This is a genomic window from Maribacter sp. MS6, assembly GCF_056839185.1.
Genome location: NZ_CM166389.1, coordinates 2459862 through 2480302 on the forward strand (window position 1 = coordinate 2459862; position 20441 = coordinate 2480302).

At 40.2% G+C, this 20441-nt stretch carries 20 protein-coding genes and 1 tRNA gene; 15 read left to right on the plus strand and 6 right to left on the minus strand.

Features of this window, described 5'->3' with window-relative positions; genetic code table 11:
• Window positions 1–120: 120 nt before the first annotated feature.
• The 3 genes from MS6x_RS10805 to MS6x_RS10815 all read right to left on the minus strand — a co-directional run bounded on the left by MS6x_RS10805 (window position 121) and on the right by MS6x_RS10815 (window position 2865).
• The gene (locus tag MS6x_RS10805) at window positions 121–891 is read right to left on the minus strand and encodes an enoyl-CoA hydratase/isomerase family protein (RefSeq protein WP_482601877.1); all 771 of its coding nucleotides are present in this window, start codon (window positions 889–891) and stop codon (window positions 121–123) included.
• A gap of 129 nt (window positions 892–1020) precedes the next feature.
• Window positions 1021–2355, minus strand: a complete 1335-nt coding sequence (locus MS6x_RS10810) for an MATE family efflux transporter (protein WP_482601879.1) — start codon at window positions 2353–2355, stop codon at window positions 1021–1023.
• 9 nt (window positions 2356–2364) lie between these two features.
• Window positions 2365–2865, minus strand: coding sequence for a GNAT family N-acetyltransferase (locus tag MS6x_RS10815; RefSeq protein ID WP_482601881.1), 501 nt, complete (start codon window positions 2863–2865; stop codon window positions 2365–2367).
• Window positions 2866–2917: 52 nt separating this feature from the next.
• On the opposite strand from MS6x_RS10815, the gene MS6x_RS10820 reads away from it, so the two are divergent.
• From MS6x_RS10820 to MS6x_RS10835, 4 genes are all read left to right on the plus strand, one after another.
• Window positions 2918–3715: a universal stress protein gene (locus tag MS6x_RS10820; protein WP_482601883.1), complete on the plus strand. Its 798-nt coding sequence runs from the start codon at window positions 2918–2920 to the stop codon at window positions 3713–3715.
• Window positions 3716–3761: 46 nt separating this feature from the next.
• Window positions 3762–3838: transfer RNA gene (locus MS6x_RS10825), tRNA-Ala, on the plus strand.
• A 204-nt stretch (window positions 3839–4042) separates the two neighbouring features.
• Window positions 4043–4198, plus strand: coding sequence for an alpha-amylase family glycosyl hydrolase (locus MS6x_RS10830; RefSeq protein ID WP_482607160.1), 156 nt, complete (start codon window positions 4043–4045; stop codon window positions 4196–4198).
• 15 nt (window positions 4199–4213) lie between these two features.
• Complete coding sequence (locus MS6x_RS10835) at window positions 4214–4681, plus strand: alpha-amylase family glycosyl hydrolase (protein WP_482607161.1); 468 nt, start codon at window positions 4214–4216, stop codon at window positions 4679–4681.
• A gap of 198 nt (window positions 4682–4879) precedes the next feature.
• On the opposite strand, the gene MS6x_RS10840 is transcribed toward MS6x_RS10835, so the two are convergent.
• The gene (locus MS6x_RS10840; protein WP_482601885.1) at window positions 4880–5791 is read right to left on the minus strand and encodes a helix-turn-helix domain-containing protein; all 912 of its coding nucleotides are present in this window, start codon (window positions 5789–5791) and stop codon (window positions 4880–4882) included.
• Between the two features lie 278 nt (window positions 5792–6069).
• On the opposite strand from MS6x_RS10840, the gene MS6x_RS10845 reads away from it, so the two are divergent.
• The 7 genes from MS6x_RS10845 (at window position 6070) to MS6x_RS10875 (ending at window position 13563) form a co-directional block, all read left to right on the plus strand.
• Window positions 6070–6543 (plus strand): cupin domain-containing protein, encoded by a 474-nt coding sequence (locus MS6x_RS10845; protein ID WP_482601887.1) that lies wholly within the window; start codon window positions 6070–6072, stop codon window positions 6541–6543.
• An 81-nt stretch (window positions 6544–6624) separates the two neighbouring features.
• Complete coding sequence (locus MS6x_RS10850; RefSeq protein ID WP_482601889.1) at window positions 6625–7182, plus strand: flavodoxin; 558 nt, start codon at window positions 6625–6627, stop codon at window positions 7180–7182.
• A 76-nt stretch (window positions 7183–7258) separates the two neighbouring features.
• On the plus strand, window positions 7259–7723 hold the full coding sequence (locus MS6x_RS10855; RefSeq protein ID WP_482601891.1) for a (2Fe-2S)-binding protein: 465 nt from the start codon (window positions 7259–7261) through the stop codon (window positions 7721–7723).
• A 21-nt stretch (window positions 7724–7744) separates the two neighbouring features.
• Entirely contained in the window at window positions 7745–10006 is a 2262-nt protein-coding gene (locus tag MS6x_RS10860) for a xanthine dehydrogenase family protein molybdopterin-binding subunit (protein ID WP_482601892.1), read from the plus strand.
• 17 nt (window positions 10007–10023) lie between these two features.
• The gene (locus MS6x_RS10865) at window positions 10024–10446 is read left to right on the plus strand and encodes a putative quinol monooxygenase (RefSeq protein WP_482601894.1); all 423 of its coding nucleotides are present in this window, start codon (window positions 10024–10026) and stop codon (window positions 10444–10446) included.
• A 20-nt stretch (window positions 10447–10466) separates the two neighbouring features.
• Window positions 10467–12719, plus strand: a complete 2253-nt coding sequence (locus MS6x_RS10870) for a xanthine dehydrogenase family protein molybdopterin-binding subunit (RefSeq protein WP_482601896.1) — start codon at window positions 10467–10469, stop codon at window positions 12717–12719.
• 361 nt (window positions 12720–13080) lie between these two features.
• The gene (locus MS6x_RS10875; protein WP_482601898.1) at window positions 13081–13563 is read left to right on the plus strand and encodes a hypothetical protein; all 483 of its coding nucleotides are present in this window, start codon (window positions 13081–13083) and stop codon (window positions 13561–13563) included.
• Here the strand turns inward: MS6x_RS10875 and MS6x_RS10880 are convergent.
• Both MS6x_RS10880 and MS6x_RS10885 read right to left on the minus strand, forming a co-directional pair.
• Window positions 13558–14046, minus strand: coding sequence for a CYTH domain-containing protein (locus tag MS6x_RS10880; protein ID WP_482601900.1), 489 nt, complete (start codon window positions 14044–14046; stop codon window positions 13558–13560). The genes MS6x_RS10875 and MS6x_RS10880 overlap by 6 nt on opposite strands.
• A 1-nt stretch (window position 14047) precedes the next feature.
• On the minus strand, window positions 14048–14719 hold the full coding sequence (locus MS6x_RS10885; protein ID WP_482601902.1) for an NAD(P)H-binding protein: 672 nt from the start codon (window positions 14717–14719) through the stop codon (window positions 14048–14050).
• A 357-nt stretch (window positions 14720–15076) separates the two neighbouring features.
• Between MS6x_RS10885 and MS6x_RS10890 the strand changes: the two genes are divergently transcribed.
• The 4 genes from MS6x_RS10890 to MS6x_RS10905 all read left to right on the plus strand — a co-directional run bounded on the left by MS6x_RS10890 (window position 15077) and on the right by MS6x_RS10905 (window position 20343).
• Complete coding sequence (locus MS6x_RS10890; protein ID WP_482601904.1) at window positions 15077–17230, plus strand: VIT and vWA domain-containing protein; 2154 nt, start codon at window positions 15077–15079, stop codon at window positions 17228–17230.
• A 322-nt stretch (window positions 17231–17552) separates the two neighbouring features.
• The gene (locus MS6x_RS10895; protein ID WP_482601906.1) at window positions 17553–18122 is read left to right on the plus strand and encodes a hypothetical protein; all 570 of its coding nucleotides are present in this window, start codon (window positions 17553–17555) and stop codon (window positions 18120–18122) included.
• A 29-nt stretch (window positions 18123–18151) separates the two neighbouring features.
• Complete coding sequence (locus tag MS6x_RS10900) at window positions 18152–19045, plus strand: SH3 domain-containing protein (RefSeq protein WP_482601908.1); 894 nt, start codon at window positions 18152–18154, stop codon at window positions 19043–19045.
• A 257-nt stretch (window positions 19046–19302) separates the two neighbouring features.
• Window positions 19303–20343, plus strand: a complete 1041-nt coding sequence (locus tag MS6x_RS10905; RefSeq protein ID WP_482601910.1) for a hypothetical protein — start codon at window positions 19303–19305, stop codon at window positions 20341–20343.
• Window positions 20344–20441: the final 98 nt, after the last annotated feature.

Genomic DNA, 20441 nt, shown 5'->3' on the forward strand with positions numbered 1-20441 from the left:
AGTTTAAAAGTTCCATACTATTAAAATATTTTCTGATTTAAGAACGATGCTGCCTTATGTTTAGTATCTGAATAAAGCCATATGTTTAAGGCCTTAGTCGTGTAAAAAGTCATTTCTTAACTACTTTTTCTTAAATTTTTCCAATGCTTTTTTAGTAAACTCAGATAGCACCAGACTACCTGTAATTTTAGCTCTTTCCGTTAATAATGTATCCCAATGTTCTGTATTGTTCCAAAGTGCCTTTTTCCACGCTAATAAAGCAGCCGGATTGTAAGTCGATAGTTTGTGTGTGAAATAATCAGCTTCCTTGTCCAAGTCCTCTAGATTGTCAAGAACCTTGGCGTACAGGCCTTTTTCTTGTGCCCAATATGCGGTTTTCCATTCCGTAGCAGCTAGTGACAGCTCGGAAATTGCGGCAGTTCCTATTTTACGTTCCACTGCTGGAGCAATAACTAAAGGTGCTATGCCAATAGATAGTTCAGATAGTTTTACGGACGCAGCTTCAAGAGCGAAAGCGTAATCACAAGCGGAAATTAAACCTACCCCACCACCTACGGCTTTGCCCTGAATACGACCAATGATTACCTTTTTGCAACGGCGCATTGCATTGATAACGTTGGCAAATCCACTAAAAAAAACCACGCCCTCTTGCAGATTTGATACCTGCAATAATTCATCAAAGGAAGCACCTGCACAAAATGCTTTCTTACCTTCGGATTTGAGTAAGATTACGCTGACCGTATCGTTATCGGAAAGAGAATCTAATTCTGCCGTTAGCCTATCCAAAAGGTCTGAGGTAAACGAGTTACTTGCAGGGTGTCCAAACTCTATTGTTGCAATTTGGTTTTCTATTTTTGTATACAAGCTTCCGTTAGGTCTATTCGTTGTCATATGCTTAGGATTCAATGTTTAAAATTCAAGGTTTGGGTTTAAAGGTAAGGACTTGTTAGGTAAGTTAACGTGCAACAGTAATTGTATAATTTAGGAAGAAAGTTCAATAGGTATTGTTTTGGACCCTTCTCATTCTGCATGTAACAATGGTCTAAATTTTTTCCGAAACTTCCAGACTAGGGCACCGCCTCTAATCAACATCCAAACGGAAAAAGCTATCCATATTCCGGTAAGGTTCCAACCCATGAATTTTCCTAGAAACAGCATAGGGATAAAGCCTATAAATGTAGCTATAAGTAGGGTATTCCTGAGATAGCGCATTTCTCCTAGTCCTTTGAACAAACCGTCAAGAACAAAGGCTACGGTATTGATGGGGAGACCAAGGATAACAATAAAAAATACACCATAAAAGGCTTCCAATACTACATTTTCTTTAGAAAAAATAAAACCGATTGGGTAGTAGAAAGCAAATGCCAATACCATAAGCACTAAGCTTACGCAACTACCATAAAGCACAATTTTTTTAGATAGGCCCCAAAGGCCGTTATAGTCTTTCGCGCCTAATAGTCTACCTCCCATGATGTTTCCAGCAGCACCATATCCGTCTATAAAAAAGGCGGAAAAGAGCCATATATTAATAGCGATCGTATGCGCTCCAATATATTTGTCTCCCATAGCGGTAGCCTCTCGCACAGCAAGTATCATGGCTGTATTCAGAGCTATGGCACGCACAAAAAGATTAAGGCTCATGATAACTAATCGACCTAGTTGCGGATGTATGGGAAATGTAAACTTAAGGCTTATTTTTGTTTTCGTAACTAACAGCACGAACGCCATAATCGCCATTACTCCTTGTGCTGTTAAACTGGCATAGGCGGCACCTTCCAAGTACAACGGCTCTATCCAGCCTTCTATGCCAAAAACAAGGATAAAATCTAAAACCACATTCACAACAGCACCAACAATAGCGATCATCATGGGCCAATATGTGTTTTGAAGCCCTCTGAAAATCCCCATTATGGCAAAAACGAATAAAGTCAACGGAAATCCCCAAACGCGAATAGAATAGTAACTGATACAATACTGTAGTATTTTACCCGATGCATTTAACAGTCTAAAAATGTCTTCCACTATAAAAATGGTGGATATTAAAATAAGTATGCTTAGCCCAATGTTTAAATAGATGGCCTGTGCCGGTAAGGATTTTACATCTTCTAGTTTTCCGGCTCCGAGGTATTGGGAGATAATGGCCGAAATAGCGCTACGGGTCTGTCCTAAAATCCAAATGAGCATAGATAAAAAGGAACCTACGATTCCTGCAGCGGCTAAAGATTCTAGGCCGTCTACGGGTATATTCCCAACAATGGCCGTATCGGTAATAGACAATAGGGGTTCAGCTATCCCGGCAATAGTGGCTGGAATAGCCAATTTATTTATATTCTTAAGATTGATAGTAGTTTTCAACTAAGGTATTTAAAGGAGGAGTTCATAACAATGAAACGGGTGTTCGCTTTGATCGGGAAAATAGATATCCTCTAATTTTTGATATCCGCGTTTTTCGTAAAAATATTGGTTTCGTTTATTTTGGCTAAAGGTATCCAATCGTACCGAAGTAAACTGCTTGCTTCTCGCGTGATTTTCTCCAAAATCCATTAATTGTTGCGCAAAACCCTTTCCTTGATAGTTCGGGTGAATTGCTAACCGATGTATATATAAATGGGAGCTATTTTTGGTTAACCATGTTACAGCGGCATATTCTTCGTCCATAAGAAATGACAGTACTATGCAGCCAATAATAATATGCTGTTGCTTCAATACAAATAACTCCTTTCGTTGGATATCTTTTATAAATTGCCTTTCATTGGGATAGTCAACGGTCCATTGAAAGATGCCTTTCGCCTCCATATCCAGGCGACAGGCATCGCATAGAGTAAGAATATCTGGAATTTCCGATATCTTTGCAGGCTCAATCATAAAATAAATTTAATTTAATTGTAAATTTAGAGTAATAATCAATATATCAGTTATGACCAATATCCTTGTTCCTATCGGTACTTCTTCAGATGCTCACGAAACTCTGCAATATGCAGTAGATTTTGCTTCGGATTTCGGAGCCCGTATTTATGTAATGGAAGTGTTTAGCGCAGTAGCTAAGGCAGGTACATTAGCTAATGTTTCAGAAAAAATTGCTGAAAAAGGAAAGGAGCGTCTAAAAGGGGTCATTTCTCAAATAGAAAACAAAGGTGTTGAGATTAAAGTGGTCACCTACAAAGGAGAACTGGTAGATGGCTTAAACGATATTGATAAAGAAATTGGGATTGATCTTATTATTCTCGCTCCGCGTAGTAATGATATACAGGAAGAACTTTACTTAGGAAGTACTTCTGGGGGTATTATAAAACGGACAGACATCCCAACATTGGTGGTGCCTAAGGGAACCAAATATAAGAGTTTTAGAAGTGTTTTAGTAGCATTCAAATCGGGTATCGTAAAGCGTAAAAGAATCTTGGACCCCTTGGTTAATATCTGCAATAAGCATCGGTCTAATGTAAACCTGTTATTGGTAAAGACTCCGGGTTATTCCGACGATGATTTGAAAGTCAATACGGCTTTAATGGATATAAGCTCTCAGCTAACAATCACCGAAAATGCCACCACGTATCTTGGTGTTTTAGAGCATTTTCAATCCAAACATCCAGATTTGTTATGCGTTTTTAGGCGAAAAAGAGGTTTTTTTAAAAAGTTATGGGAAAAGAGTACCATCTTAAAATCAGAATTCGCTGCTCCGATTCCTGTCTTAATTTTAAGTGTGAAGAAAGATTAAGATTTCTTTGATAGCGTGTTAAAAAGTAGTTCCTTTGCCGCTCTTTGGGGGATTAGCTCAGTTGGCTAGAGCGCTTGCCTGGCAGGCAAGAGGTCACCGGTTCGAATCCGGTATTCTCCACCAGTAAACAAAGGGCTTCACAGAGTTTTATCTTGTGAAGCTTTTTTATTTGCACGCAATTTGCACTCAAAACCGGGTTTAAATTAGGCTCGGTATTGTTTGATACAAATTGGTCTGTTTTGATACTCCTTCATTCTTTTACAGAACATTTCTATTTATGGGTTGCTTTAACTTCAATATTATATTAAGGTATCTAAGCTCCATAAAATCTTATCCACTCAATTGTTGAACACCTTTTTGTTAAGCATGCGGGGAACGCCCTACATGTATTACGGCGACGAGCTGGGTATGACGAACATGGATATGCCCACTATTGAAGAATATGTAGACATCGATGCAAAAGGAAAATACAAAGGTGCCTAGGCGGCCAATGAAAATATAGAAGCCCTCATGAAAGTTCTGAACTATAGTTCTCGTGAAAACGGTCGTACCCCAATGCAATGGGACGCTACAGAACATGCAGGATTCATGACCGGTACCCCTTGGAAAAGAGTCAATCCAAACTATAAAGAAATCAATGTAGCATTACAAGAAGGTGATCCAAATTCGGTGCTTACCCATTTCAAAAAGATGACGGCTCTTCGCACAGAAAACCCCGTTTTAGTCTATGGGTCCTATACGTTACTACAACCCGAACATGAAGAAATATATGCATATACACGAGAGCTGGATGGAAAGAAATTCTTGGTGCTGCTTAATTTCTCGGAAACCGAATCTGACATCGAACTAGAGGAACTCAAAGGAATTAACTCAGAAAATGTCATTATTAACAATTATACCGAAACCTCCATTAAAGGTATTAGCATTTTTCTGAAACCTTACCAAGCAATTATCTACAGCATATAAATAAAAATAAATATGGCAATATTGTAAAAGATTGTAATATAGGCAGCAGGTTAATCCATATCCTTTCGAACAACTGAAAAAATCCGACCTAAGAACTATGGTATCAATCGGTAGTGCATGAAATGAGGATTTATAAAAGTACTACCTAAGCCTTAAAACTATTCTAAATTCGTTTGATGATTTTTCATAATCAAGGCACTAATTGAGTAATCTAAATTCCTGTGGCGAATGCCCCACTTTTTGTTTGAACAATCGGCTAAAATGTTGCGGATATTTAAAGCCTAACTCGTAAGCGATTTCACTGACCGATTTATTGGGGTCGAAGATCTTTTCCTTGGCCACGTCAATGAGTTTGTTCTGTATGTATTCTTGGGCGGAATAGCCCGTTTCCTTTTTGACCAGATCCCCAAAGTAGTTTGCGCTCAAATGCAAATGTTCGGCAAAATGGCTTACAGAAGGAAGTCCGTGTTTCTGGGGTTTTTCAGAGTTGAAATATTCATTCAGCAGCGTTTCGAAATTTTCCAAGGAACTTTGGTGTGCTACTTCGCGTGTCAAAAACTGGCGATCATAAAATCGCAGGCAATAATCTAAAAACAGTTCTATGTTGGCAACAATCAATTTCTTGCTGTGTTTGTCTAGGTTTTGCTCCAGTTCATATTGAATTTTATCGATCAAGCTTAAAAGGATCTTGCGCTCTTTGGCAGACAAATGTAACGCCTCATGGCTGGCATAGGAGAAAAAACTATACTGATTCATTTTTCTGGCCAAATCCGTACCTAACAATAAATCAGGATGAATAATCATGGCATAGCCTTTGGGCATATAATCGGGGTCGTAGTCGCCAAATTTCACATTTTGGCCTGGGGCCATAAAAACAAGGGTGCCTTCATCATAATCATAGTCTTTGCCGCCATATTTCAATTTGCATCCCTCGGCATCCTTTAAAAAAATTGCGAAGCATTTAAAATGAAAACCATCATATTCGGGTTTTGTAGAGCCGGATTTATCCACCTTGTTAAAATCGACAATACCGACCAATGGATGCAATACCCCATAATTACGTAATTTCAAATAATCGGCAACTGTATTGATTTCTAAAATGTTCTGCATGACCTTCTAAATTTTCAGTTAAAGATAAGTTACTGATTACCAGAACAGCAAACGAATCTCTTTCAATCCGTAATAATGGTACGAACATCCGTAATTTGGGTATTACAATTCCTATTTTCTTTAGGTATTTTTGGATTGAGTAAAATTAAAGTAAGATCAGAATGATTTTATTTAGCACGCTTCTGACTTCAGTTTTGGAAGCAGTAGTAAACGAATCAATAAAAGGAGAAAATTATAAATGAGTTCTTTAATAGTAAACTAAATAAAGTATCGAAAAAATGAAAAATCTAATTACAACAATACTTATTATTATCCCCCTAGTCACTTTCGCCCAACAAGAAGATTATGCTATCTCATCCTATCAAGACGAGGGCTTTAAGGCTCCAAATACACATTATATTGGTGAGGCCTGGTTAAATGGAGTACTAGAGGTAGAAGGAGATTTAAACTTTCATATAACCAAAGCCAACTTTAAGGCAAATTCTACGCTAGACTGGCACAAGCACGACTCCGCTCAAGTCTTGATTTATGTTGAGGGCCAAGGGTACTATCAGGAACGCGGAAAAGACCCAATCATTCTTAAAGAAGGCGATGTCCTTAGATGTGAAAAAGATATAGAGCATTGGCATTCTTCCACCAAAGAAAGTGATGTTACTTATTTAGCCATATATGGAGGAGAAAATCCGACCACTTGGACCGAGGTGCTTACGCAAGAATATTATGATGAAGTCGCTGAAAACCTCAGTAATTAAGTACGGTTACACTTTCAAGACTTTTTAAATTAATTTTCTAAGAATAAAGTAAGCATGTTTCGTAAAAAGCTTTTAGTCACTTTGCTAATTTTTTGTAGTCTAAGTTTAGAAGCGCAAGAGACCAACAGGACTATCATTGTCTATCTATCGCGGACAAAAAACACTAAGGCCGTTGCCGAAATGATACACATGGAAGTAGGCGGGGATTTGATTCCTTTAGAACTTCAAAACCCCTATCCCGCAGATTATAACGCCATTGTAAAACAAGTTTCTGAAGAAAACGAAAGTGGTTTTCTACCTCCTTTGAATACTAAAATAGAACTAGCTAAATATGACACTATATTTTTGGGTTTTCCTACGTGGGGGATGCAGTTGCCGCCCCCTGTACAAAGTTTTTTAAATGATTACGATTTAACGGGTAGGACGGTTGTTCCCTTTAATACTCACGCAGGATACGGGTTGGGAAGCAGCTTACAAACAATAGGAAAATTGTGCCCTAACAGCACCATGTTGGAAGTATTCTCGATTAAGGGAGGAATAGGACGCGATGGCGTTTATTTGTACATTAAGGAGGACAGGGCGGTAGAAGTAAAATCTGAAGTGAAAAATTGGCTTCAAAAGATTGGTGTGCTACGGTAGTATTTAACGGTGCCATATCATGCCGAGAACAATAAATTTTGTATATTCTATATATTCACATACTTACACGAAAATCATGGCAAACTTCAATCTAAAAATCAATGGAAAAACCCAAGAAGTAGATATAGATCCTACTACTCCTATGCTTTGGGTTTTACGAGATCATCTAAAATTAGTAGGCACAAAATACGGCTGCGGTATTGCCCAATGTGGTGCCTGTACGGTACATTTGGGTGACAATGCGGTTCGCTCCTGTCAACTTCCAGTTTCAGCGGTTGGTGAACAAGAAATCACAACCATTGAAGGTTTGTCTGACAACGGCGATCATCCAGTTCAAAATGCTTGGTTAGAAATTGATGTACCTCAATGTGGTTATTGCCAAGCAGGACAGATAATGTCAGCCTCCGCCTTGTTGAAAAGAAATCCTAATCCTTCAGATGAAGAGATTGAAGATGCCATGAACGGTAACATCTGTCGCTGTGGAACGTATACAAGAATAAAAAAGGCCATTAAAACAGCCGCTAATTCCGAAAACGTTTAGACAACCTTAAAAAAAGAAAAAATGACACTTATAAAAACACAGATAGGAAGACGGGCTTTCATTAAAAATACCAGTTTGGCCGGAGGCGGACTTGTTCTTGGCTTTAGTTTCCTGAATTCCTGTAAGCAGAAGGATATTGAAAAAATAGCGGTTCGGGAAATGCCCAAAGAATGGTTCGAGATGAACTCTTATCTTAAAATTGGTGATAACGGGCTCGTAACCATCTACACGCCCAATCCGGAATTCGGTCAGAATATCAGAACATCCATGCCTATGTTGGTGGCAGAAGAGTTAGATGTGGACTGGAAAAACGTAATAGTTGAACAGGCACCTTATCATGCAGAGAAGTACGGATTTCAATTCACAGGTGGCAGTAGGGGAATAAGTGCTAGATGGCAACCCCTTAGAATGGCCGGTGCAACCGCTAGGCAAATGTTAAAAGAAGCGGCTGCACAAACCTGGCAGGTTCCTGTAGAAGAAATTACTGCAGAGGCCGGGGTATTGCAACATGCAGCCACGAAAAAATCGGCGGGTTACGGCGCAATGGCATCGGTTGCAGCGACAATCGATGTCCCGGAAGAAGTGCAATTGAAAGAAGTAAAAGATTTTAAACTTATAAGTAGCTCACAAAAAAATGTAGATGCGAAAAGCATTGTTACCGGTGCGCCTTTGTTTGGAATGGATATGCAAAAGGAAGGAATGTTAATCGCCATGATCGTACATCCGCCCGCTTTTGGCATGACCTTAAAATCGGTTGATGGCGAAACGGCCAAAGCCATGCCGGGCATAAAGGATGTTGTTACAATAAAAAGCTTCAAAGACGGGTTTGAAAAGGGCGGGTTCGATACGAACGCTTTTCCCGAATTGGTGGCAATCGTGGGTAACTCTACTTGGGAAGTGATGCAGGCGAAGAAAAAGTTAAATGTGGAATGGCAACCTACTTCTGCCTTTTCAGAAACAATCGCGGGGTTTAGAGGAAAAGAAACGAGAAATGTACCTGCGGGATTGGAATCTACGACCGCCCATATAGCACAAATGGAAATAATGGCGGCCAAGCCGGGGAAGATTGTCCGAAAGGATGGGAATCCTGAGACGGCGTTTAAAAATGCTGCAAAAATAGTGGAAAGAAGCTATTCGGCCCCTTTTCTTGCACACAATAATATGGAGCCTTTAAATGCTTATGCCCATGTAGAGGGCAATAAAGTAAAAATTGCTGCGCCTATTCAGATTCCGTCTTTGATTATCCCTACGATTGCAAGTAGTCTGGGAATACCGAAAGAGAATATTGAAATGGAACTACCCAGAATGGGTGGTGGTTTTGGACGTAAGGCCTATGCCCACTTTGTGGTAGAAGCAGCCCTAATATCCCAAAAAGTAAATGCTCCGATCAAGTTGGTATACAGCCGTGAAGACGATATGACAAACGGTATTTATCGACCAGCGTATCAAGCTACCTATCGCGCCGCTTTTGATGAAAATAATACCTTGACGGCATTACATGTGAAGGCAGGTGGCGTACCAGAGAGTCCATTGTTCGCAAATCGTTTTCCTGCCGGTTCTATTGATAATTATTTGGCTGAAGAGTGGACGATTGATTCTAACATTACCATAGGTGCTTTTAGAGCTCCTCGATCGAATTTTATGGCCGGTGCCGAACAGGCGTTCTTAGATGAAGTTTCGGAAGCCATGGGCAAAGACCCGATTCAATTCCGATTGGACTTATTAAAACGTGCTAAAGATAATCCGGTTGGAGAGGCAAATGACTATGATGCCGATCGCTATGCCGGAGTTTTGGAACTGGTACGGGAAAAATCGGCTTGGAACGAAAAAGATGAAACGAAACATCGAGGGGTGTCTGCCTATTTTTGCCATAACTCCTATGCGGCCCATGTACTGGATATACGAATGGAGAATGGCAAACCTGTTGTCGAAAAAGTGGTTTGCGCCATTGATTGTGGGGTCGTGGTAAACCCTGATGCGGCTACGAACATGGCGGAAGGCGCCATAACCGATGGTGTCGGAAATGCTCTTTTTGGAGAATTGACCTTTGAAAACGGGGTGCCCCACAAAAATAATTTTCACCAATATAAAATGATCCGTATGAAGGAAGCACCAAATGAAATCGATGTGCATTTTGTGCAGAATGAAATTGATCCAACAGGTATGGGGGAACCTCCGTTTCCTCCCGTTTTTGGAGCTATGGCAAATGCATTGTATAAAGCAACGGGTACAAGGTATTATAAACAACCTTTCGTAACTGACAAACCCCCTCTGGTCGGGTAACTTTATCTATCTAATTTATGGGATATCAAAAAGTAATTTTATCCTTTGTAACAACATTGATCTTCTCGTTTTCGGGGCTAGCACAAGCAGGTAACGATGCAACAAGACATGAAAACATGATGGTCAGGATTGCAGCATTAGAAATATATCCTGAATATTTAGAGGAATATAAGGCCATTTTAAAGGAAGAGTCCGAAGCCTCGGTACGCTTAGAACCGGGTGTAATCTGCATTTTTCCCATGCACCAGAAAGAGCATCCCAACCAAATTCGTTTACTGGAAATCTATGCGGATTCTAATGCATACCAATCGCATTTAAAAACCCCGCATTTTTTAAAGTATAAAACCTCCACCCTAAAAATGGTGAAGTCCTTGGAACTGATCGATATGGAAGCGATGGACCTGGAATCCATGCCAGCTATCTTTAACAAATTAGAATAAAAACTTTAAAATTAAATTTCATGTCTACTGTAAAAACTAAAATAGGGAGAAGGTCCTTTATCAAAAGTTCGGCGCTGGCCGGTGGTGGCATGATGCTCGGTTTTAGCTGGTTGGCTTCGTGTAAAATGTCCCCAGAAGAGGTGAACGATTTACCGAAGGAATGGTTTAAGATCAATGGTTATTTAAAGATTGCCGATAATGGACAAGTGACTATTTTATCTCCAAATCCGGAGGGCGGTCAGAATGTAAAAACGTCCATGCCCATGATCGTGGCTGATGAACTGGGCGTTGATTGGGCAGCTGTTAGTGTAGAACAAGCACCTTTAAATACGGATGCTTTTACCTTTCAATATCTTGGAGGTAGCCAATCCATTCGAAGAGGATGGGAAGGTCTTCGAATGGCAGGTGCTTCTGCGAGGGCGATGCTCATCGCAGCTGCTGCAGAAACTTGGCAAGTTCCCCGGGAAGAAATTACCACGGAGGGTGGATTTTTATATCATAAGAAAAGTGGTGCCTCGGCAAGTTATGGGGAATTGGCCTCTGCTGCTGCAAAACTTGAAATACCCGAAGAAGTTCAATTAAAGGAAATTGGGGATTTTAACATCATAGGTACTTCTCAAAAGAATGTAGATGGACAAAAAATAGTGACCGGAAAACCGTTGTTCGGAATCGATACCCATCGCGAGGGCATGCTCATAGCTATGATTGTACATCCTCCTGCATTTGGATTAAAGCTAAAGTCCATTGACGATACCGAGGCAAGCAAGATGCCCGGAATCAAGGATGTTTTCACCATCAACGTGTTTAACGACGGATACGAAAAGGCTTTTTTTGATACACGGACCTTTAATGAAGTGGCGGTTATTGTCGGTGATTCCACCTGGGAGGTCATGAATGCCAAGAAAGCCTTAAAATTGGAATGCGAACCCATTGAAAGTTCCACGGATTCCCGGGACCGATTTGGCCGAAAATGGAAAGAGCATACTCCGGCCGGATTAGAAAATACAAGCGCACATTATGCTCAAATGGATGCCATAACCTCACAAAAAGTAGAAGTAAGACGCCGAGACGGTGATCCCGACACCGCCTTTAAAAGAGCTACGAAAATTATAGAGGCCACGTATACTGCACCATTTTTGGCACACAATTGCATGGAATCCATGAATTTCTTTGCCGATGTGACTGCGGAAAAGGCGGAACTTATCGGCCCCTTGCAAAAACCAGAATTGACGGAGCAAACCCTCTCGACACGTTTAGGAATGCCGCTCGAAAATATCGATATTCAAATGACCCGTTTGGGTGGGGGCTATGGTCGAAGATCTTATGCCCATTGGCTGGTAGAGGCCGCTCTCATATCACAAAAGATGAAGGCACCGGTAAAACTAGTCTACAGCCGTGAAGACGATATGACCGATGGTATCTACAGACCCGCTTATCAGGCAAAATATCGTGCGGGTCTAGATGCGAACAACAAATTGATTGCTTTTCATGTGAATACTGGGGGTATTCCTCAAAGTCCATTGCACCAAGACCGTTTTCCGGCAGGTGCTGTTGACAATTATCTGGCGGAGGATTGGACCATTGATACCAATCTTACCGTGGGATCCTTTAGGGCACCCAGTTCCAACTTTATGGCCTGTGCGGAACAGTCCTTTTTGGATGAAGTTGCTGAAGCGGCCGGGAAAGACCCCATTGATTTCCGATTGGAACTATTGGACCGCGCCATCACCAATCCCCTAGAAGGAAAAACCAATGATTATGATGCTTTACGGTATGCCGGCGTTTTAAAATTAGTTAAGGAAAAATCAAATTGGGGGAATTCGGATAACGGCTTTTCGAAAGGAGTGGCTGCCTATTTTTGTCACAACTCCTATGCCGCTCAAGTGTTGGAAATGCGTTGGGAGAACAATCAACCCATTATCGAAAAGGTTACCTGTGCTGTCGATTGTGGTATCGTCGTAAATCCTGATGCAGCTATTAATTTGGCCGAAGGAGGAATCGTTGATGGTATTGGTACCGCTCTCTATGGGGAACTGACTTTTGAGGATGGGGTACCGCAAAAGAACAACTTCGACACCTACCGTATGATACGTATGGGTGAAGCACCAAAAGAAATCGATGTGCATTTTGTAAAAAGTGAGGTGAGCCCTACCGGCCTCGGAGAACCCACCTATCCGCCAATTTTTGCAGCGTTGGCCAATGCACTATACAAGGCTACCGGAAAACGCCACAATCATCAACCATTTCTTACAAAGGAAAATATAATCGGATAGTATATTTGTTAGAAAATAGATAGTTTCAAATTAGGAACCTTTTTTGGGACAATACAATGAAACTATTTTTAGATGACTAGCTTTTTGCCTTTTAATTACCCTTATTTTCTTGATAGTTAATTTGTCAATTGTTGATAACTCAAAATTCTTCCTTTTTCAAGAAATTTCAAATTGTATCATTTGAATCGTTTTGAAACCAAATGAAATTATCCAAATTTTATTTGGTTCGATTTGTACTGATTTAACATAAGTAATTGTTTTTCAATTTTTTGTGAATAAAAATATGTACATAATTGAGTTTTTACACCTCTCTTCAATTACCTTTATCCAAAGTATTCTACAAAGGAAAACAAAAAACCTTTTGTTTATAGCTCTCTGTAGTATAGTATTGTCCTGTTCGGACGATAACGAACCTGAAATAGATTGCAGGCTTTTTGACCCTGCCTTTCCGTCCTTATTTATAAGTCTGGTAGATGTAAATGGAGCGAACCTATTTGAAAATGGGACTATAGATTCAGATAGTTTGCGCGTAACAGGAGATTTTGAAGGTGCTGGGTTTGTTTTTAACCCAGCAAACGAGTTTGCTGTTCCAGATGCGGAAATTCGAAAATTGGACAATACCATTGGGCTTGCCGTTCCAAACCTAGCCACGTTTGAACATACAATTTTTTGGAGTCAAAACGATTCTATTGTAGTTGGCGTTACCGGAGCGTTAACAAGAATTCCTTGTAACATCAGTTATTTTACACCCGTAAATGCTAGCTACGAAGGTAGCCAGATAACTTTAACAGAAGTGCCTCCGCTTCAATTTTTGGTAGTATTGGAACTTGCCAAGGGGTCATGATTCCTTGGGAACAATGTCCCAATCCCTATAAGGTTGTTGAGATAATTGCGAATTGTAATATTTTATATCTCCCGTAACCTCCTCGCCTAACCAATCCGGTTTTTCAAAAGGTTCGTCCTCGTGCTGTAGTTCTATTTCGGCCACGGTAAGTCCTTTGTTTTCTCCCAAGAATTCATCGACCTCATAAATATGTTTGCCTATTGGAATTTCATAACGAATTTTTTCTACAATGACGGCCTCGCAGAGGTCTACCAAATCCGTGGCATCGGAAAAGGAAATTTCTTGTTCCCATTCAAAACGGGTGGTTCCGGAGTCGTTTCCCTTGCCTTTAATGGTCAAAAAGCCTTTGTCGTTTTTTATACGGACACGCACTGTACGCTCTGGATCTGTATTTAGAAAACCTTGTACGATTCGCATCTGGGTTTTGGCTTCGTTTTTATACCCCTGGGATTTCACCAAAAATTTACGTTCAACTTCTAGCATGTTATTTATTTTCTGCGATTTTGATGATAATATCTGATGTCAGTCTGTTTTCTGCGTAGGGATTGTTGGCCAACCAGACCATGGTCTGCGCAATGCTTTCGGGTGCAATGGTTCTGTATTTTCTTAAAGAACCGATCAGAAAAATACTTAAAATTTTCATCAGCTGTTTTCCAAAATACTCCGCAGGCCTACTTTCATTTCTATCGCCTCCAATAAGGCTGGGTTGTAAGATATGGGTTTTTGGCAGACCTAAATCTAAAACGGCAGTTTCCATCTCTCCTTTTACCTTGTTATAAAAAACGCTGCTATTGGGGTCTGCACCCATTGCGGAAATAACCAAAAAAGTAGTAATATTATTTTTCTTACAAAGCTGGGCCGCACTTACTGGAATACCAAAATCTATGGATTTATACAGTTCCTTGTTGGGTGTTTTAGCCTTTGTGGTGCCGATACAGCAGAACACCTCGTCTGCCGTAAAGGCTGCTTGTTGTTCTTCAAGTTTCAAAAGATCGCATTGTATTTCGCTGAGTTTAGGGTGGGTTAAACCTAATGGATTTCGGGTAAATACCGTAACACTGTTATAGCGGTCATCGGCAAGGAGCAGTTGCAGCAATATACCGCCCGTTAATCCTGTTGCCCCTAAAATAATGGCTTTTTTGTCCGATAATTTCATCCTTATAAATATAATGGAAAGCGGACACCTAAGGTTTAAAGTTTTGCTAAAGTTGTGTGCTTCAGTTTTAAAATTACTGTTGCCGCAGCTCTTGTCTCCCACTTTTTATTTGGTGCTAATGCCGCAACTTTCGTAGTAAATGAAAAACCCGCTTGTCGTAAATGGAGGGAAATATATGAACAATCGGGCTTCTAAGTACCAAAGTACAGGTCTTCTTAAGTTGCGAGAGGGTCAGGGAGCATATTTTTTCAACGAATTCTACATCAATCCTTACGAATACTAAAGCGGTACAAAAACCACTACAACGCACCGCTACATTTGGTCAAGAAAACAAATCGAACATAAAAAAACAATAACATGAAAAATCTAATCACACTTGCCATCTGCTGTTTTACTACCCTATGTTTTGCCCAACAGCCTAGCGGACCTTATTTGCTAGTATCTACGCAGAATGCTCAAATTCCCCTAAAAGAAACAAAAACCGAGGTAGCGATATCCGGTACTATTGTTCACGTGAAAACCACCCAAGTCTATCAGAATTTGGGAACGGAACCTATAGAGGCGAAATACGTGTTTCCCTTATCTATAAGGGCAGCGGTGCATAAAATGCAGATGAGTATTGGCGATAGAACCATAAATGCTAAGATATTTGAACGACAAGAAGCCCAGAATGTGTATGAAACTGCAATGAACGAAGGCAAACGCGCCGCCAAACTGGACCAAGATCGGCCCAATGTGTTTCAAATGGCGGTGGGCAATATTATGCCCAAGGATGAAATTAGAATTGATATCTACCACACGGAACTTTTGGAGCCGGTAAACGGTCAATACCAATTTGTGGCACCGGCTGTTGTGGGGCCAAGGTTTACCGGCGAAAGTACCGTAAATGAAAATGCATTTGCTACGCCGTACTCCGCCAAGGGAATTTCGGACTCTTTCGATTATGATATGACAGTAAGCATTAATACGGGAATGCCCATCCAAAACGTAAGCAGTAGTAGCCACAAAGTAAATGTGAAGTATCCCGATATAAAAACCGCCGAGGTATTTTTGTCCAAAAGCAACGAAAATCCATCAAATAGGGATTTTATCCTAAATTATAGCTTACGGGGAAAGCAGATTCAATCCGGATTATTGCTTTACGAACATGGCGATGAAAACTTCTTTTCTTTTCAAATGGAGCCCATGGAAAATGTTACGCTACAGGATATTTCGTCTCGCGAGTATATTTTTATTGTAGATGTTTCCGGTTCTATGAACGGATATCCGCTGGAAGTTTCCAAGGAATTGATGCGAAATCTATTATGTAACCTTAGGTTGACAGACACTTTTAATGTACAATTATTTGCTTCCAGTTCTACTGTTTTTAACCCGGTATCGGTAGAAGCCAACGAACAGAATATTGAAGCTGCCATTCGGTTTCTTTCGGAAGGCCAAGGCGGTGGCGGCACCCAATTGCTCAGTGCTTTGTCCGAGGCCTATAAATTGCCTAGAAAAGACGCCAGTAGTTCGCGTTCTATGGTGGTCATTACCGATGGATACATCAGCGTAGAAAAAGAAGCTTTTGAATTGATTCGGAATAATCTTAATACTGCCAACGTATTTACGTTTGGAATCGGTTCCAGTGTTAATCGCTATTTGATCGAAGGTATGGCAAAGGTGTCCAATAGCGAATCTTTTGTCGCCACCACCAAAGCCAGCGCACAATACGCGGCCGAAGATTTTAAGGAATATATTGATAGTCCGCTACTTTCACAGATTAGTCTAGAAGCTGAGGGCTTTGAAATCTATGATGTTTATCCCCAAACCGTCCCTGATGTTTTTGCATCGCGACCCATAACCATTTTCGGAAAATACCGGGGTGCTCCAAAAGGAAAACTTATCTTGAAGGGCTATCAGGGAAAAGAAGAAATTCGTCAAGTATTTAAAGTGTCCAACGGTAAATTGAGCATAAAAAATAAAGCACTACGCTATTTGTGGGCGCGGAAGAAAATAGAAGAACTGGACGATTATAAAAAACTATTTAGTGACGATGTAAAGGATAGCGTAATCTCCTTGGGTTTAAAATACAACCTAGCCACCAATTATACTTCTTTTGTTGCGGTAGATGAAATGGTGGTAAATAAAGATGGTTCATTGAAAACCATAAAACAACCTTTGCCTATGCCACAGAACATGAACAACTCCGCTGTTGGGGCAGAGGCTGCGGTAAGCGCCAAATCCGCTTATAACAAGTCCTTTGAGATTCAGTTTTTGGACGCTATATCAAAGTCGGAACAACGGCAGATTACTATGACTTTTAAAGCATTATACACCAAATTAGTTGAGAAAACTTTGGAGAAGAATGAAAAGCTACGCATCAGTTTTGATAAAACAGGAACGCTTATTGGGGTAGAAATTTTGGAAGATGGAAAATGGGTTTTGTCTAAAAATTTGACCAAGGAGTTCTTGGAATTCGTAACAACGAGTTTAAAACTAAATCATAATAGGAGTTTTATTATTGAGAAATAGGCGGGTTGGTGTTTCTCTTTTTGGTAGAAAAGGCCTGCAAGGATATCTTATTCTTGCAGGCTTTTATCTTGTTGTTAATAATGTTCCTTCCCCAGAATGGGTAAGGAACACCCCAGATTTCTATTTGGGCTAGATGCACAAAAGCTATAAAACACCATAATCTATCTTTTTTAATAACAGTTTCCCTCCTTGGGAGGGATTAAGGGATACTTCTTTTTCAACGAATTCTAATCGGATGCTTACGAATACTAAAACAGCCCATAAATAGGGATAAAACGGCTCTATCTTGGCTGTAACAAGCAAAACAACTAAAATCAACACCATGAAAAATAACATCTTAATTATCGCTTTTAGCCTCGGATTTTTCGCTGTGAATGCCCAGGATTTTAAGGAAACGAGAAAATACATAGTTACCATCGAAACGGCTACAAAACAACAGGAATATGAAACGACCAAAACCCATATTCTAGCTCCTGGCCCAGGCATGCAAAAAGTAGCAACCTTGGAAATTCCAAAGTCAGAAGCCTTTCACGAAATGCGGATTTCTGTTTTGGAAAAACCTCAACTGAACCAAATTAAAGAAGTGATAAAGGTAGAGTTTGAATATAGCGGGTATAGCCTGTCCATTAATACCTACTATTTTTTAGTTACCGAGAATGGGAACTATATCACCTTGCCAAAAGTCACTAAAATTTATGATGACATCACCGAACCCATTGTAGATTATGTATTCCCCACACAAAAACACGGGAAGGAAGAAACAATTATGAAGGCCATATTCCATTACACGAATAATTACAGCACCGAAGAAATCGAAGTAATCCAAAGCATTGTTTGGAACGATGACGACTTTGGTACGCAAGGGGCAATTGCAGGTTTAGAGAATCAATAAAAATTAATAGTAATCTAAAATTCAAAATTATGAAAAATGTAAAAAGAAGCATCCAAGTGTTAAGTCTGTTCGCCATGGCAAACCTATTTGCCCAAACAGCGCCCGAAGTCCAATTTGCAGTAAACAGCGACTCAACAGCTGTGGAAGACCGCTCCCACGAGTATTTGTTGGCCCACAGGGTACATTTGCGCGAAACTCCATCTTTAAAAGCGAAAAAAGTGACCGTTTTGGACATTGGCACAAAGCTGACCCTTTGGGAAGAAAGCCCAAACCAAGATGAATTGAACGGAATAAAGAGCAACTGGTACAAGACCAGAATAGGAACCTCGGAAGGTTGGGTCTGGGGCGGAATGATTGCACAAAAGACCTTTGGCAGCCAAGCCAATTACGATGTAAAATTCGTCTACGGACTGGAAAGTGTCACAGTAAATGAAGCGGGCGCGTCCGAAGTAAAACATCAGCTAAGGGCCTTTAAAAATGGTAGGCAAATAGATAAAATTGTTTTTGATGGATATGAGGCTACTCCATTGGAAATCAAAAATATCGGAAACAAGGGGCTGTTTAATGTGGAGGATATTTTGACCCTTACCATTCCAAATTCAGAAAACGGAAATCCTATTGGAGCGCACTATATTTTTTGGAACAACGGAAAATTTACGAACGTAGCCAGTTTGATCGATTATTCTGATGCTAAGTACGCTAAGAGCGAACAGTTTGTTTTTCCATCGGATATGGAAGGCATCAAAAGCACGATTGTTCTAGAGACCCTAATTACCGATTATCAAGTAGCCGCTGCAAATGATTTAAGCACAGAAAATACTAAAATGATCGTTAGTTTTTATACTTGGGACGGTTATAAATTGTCACAGAAAGAGTCGTTACCTCCAATTTCTACCGATTTGGTGAGTAATACGAAGGGGTAGGAACAATGTCAGTTTGAGCGCGGTCGAGATATAATGCAGGAACAATGGTTTTCTCCCGGGTGTTCGGGAGCGCTCAAACTGACAAATCCTAATGTATTTCAGCGCTTTAAAGTAGCAAAAAAACTACCTCCGCTCAGACGAGGGGAGGTAGTTTTTCTACATCGCAGGCAGTTAGAAAAATCGGAGAGGTGTAAAGCCCAAGCCATAATCTCATAGTACAACAACAAATCTTAACACCAAAATTTAAAAAAAAACCCATGAAAACCCTAATAAGAACAATATCATTTTTAGTGTTGGTGGTAGGTTGCAAGCAGTCGTTTCCGCAGATGTCGGAAACGGCTCTTGCTGTACCTAAGATTAATGAGACAGCATCAAAATCCGTTGTGTTTATCGCTGGCTTTGATGAAGGCGACAATACCTATTACAGCAATGCAAAAAAGTATTATGAAACCAAAGGTATGACGGTGGTGGATAATTTGTTTTCCCTAGAAGAGCTACTACAATGGCTGAATCAACATTCAAATCAGGAAATAGTTTTCGATGAAATCCATATCGTTGCCCACAGTAATCCGTGGTTGGGAATGTCCTTAAGAACGAATTATAACGGAGAACGAATTACCCTTAAAACTTTAAAACAGGCTACCGACAACAATGAAATACCAAAGCCTACTAACGCAATCAATCAAGAAACTAAAATTATTTTTCATTCCTGCGGATTGGGTCAAAACAAAGCACTGCTGCAGAAGTTGAAAACTGTTTTTACCACTACTGTAGCCCCAATTGTACACGCATCTGACTTTTTTAATGTCTATGGTGGAAAATATGCACCACATTATCTGGCAAAACCTTACTACAATTTTTACCCAACCGCACAATCGGAAGGGCCAGCAGCGCTGGCAGCCGAGTTTAAACAACTGTATGATATAACTGATATTGATTGGCGAAGTGCAATAGATAACCGACAGGAAACGCGTATTGGGGAAGCGTACAGCTATAAATTTAATATTCCAGTTGAATGGGAAGTCACTTTTGATGCCGAAACGGAAATCCCAGAGCTAAATGATAGGGAGGCAATTATGGATTTTGTAGCGCAATATCCCGAAATGGCGGAAGCGTTATACCAGTTAAATATCCCTTTGGAAAAGTACCGTTGGAGGAGCAAAATACAGGGGAACACCCTAATTATTAAAGGAAAAACCACAGTACTTTGTGTTTTGGAACCCATTTTACAGGAGAAAGATGAAAACGAATACCGAGAAACTGATGTGAACGATAGGTTTTTATATCAAATATTATAATAATATTTTCGTTAAAATGAGGAGCAAACTACACATGATATGGGTTTGTATAGAACAAAATCAGGCTCGATATTTGATTATCGTACAATACTAAGCGT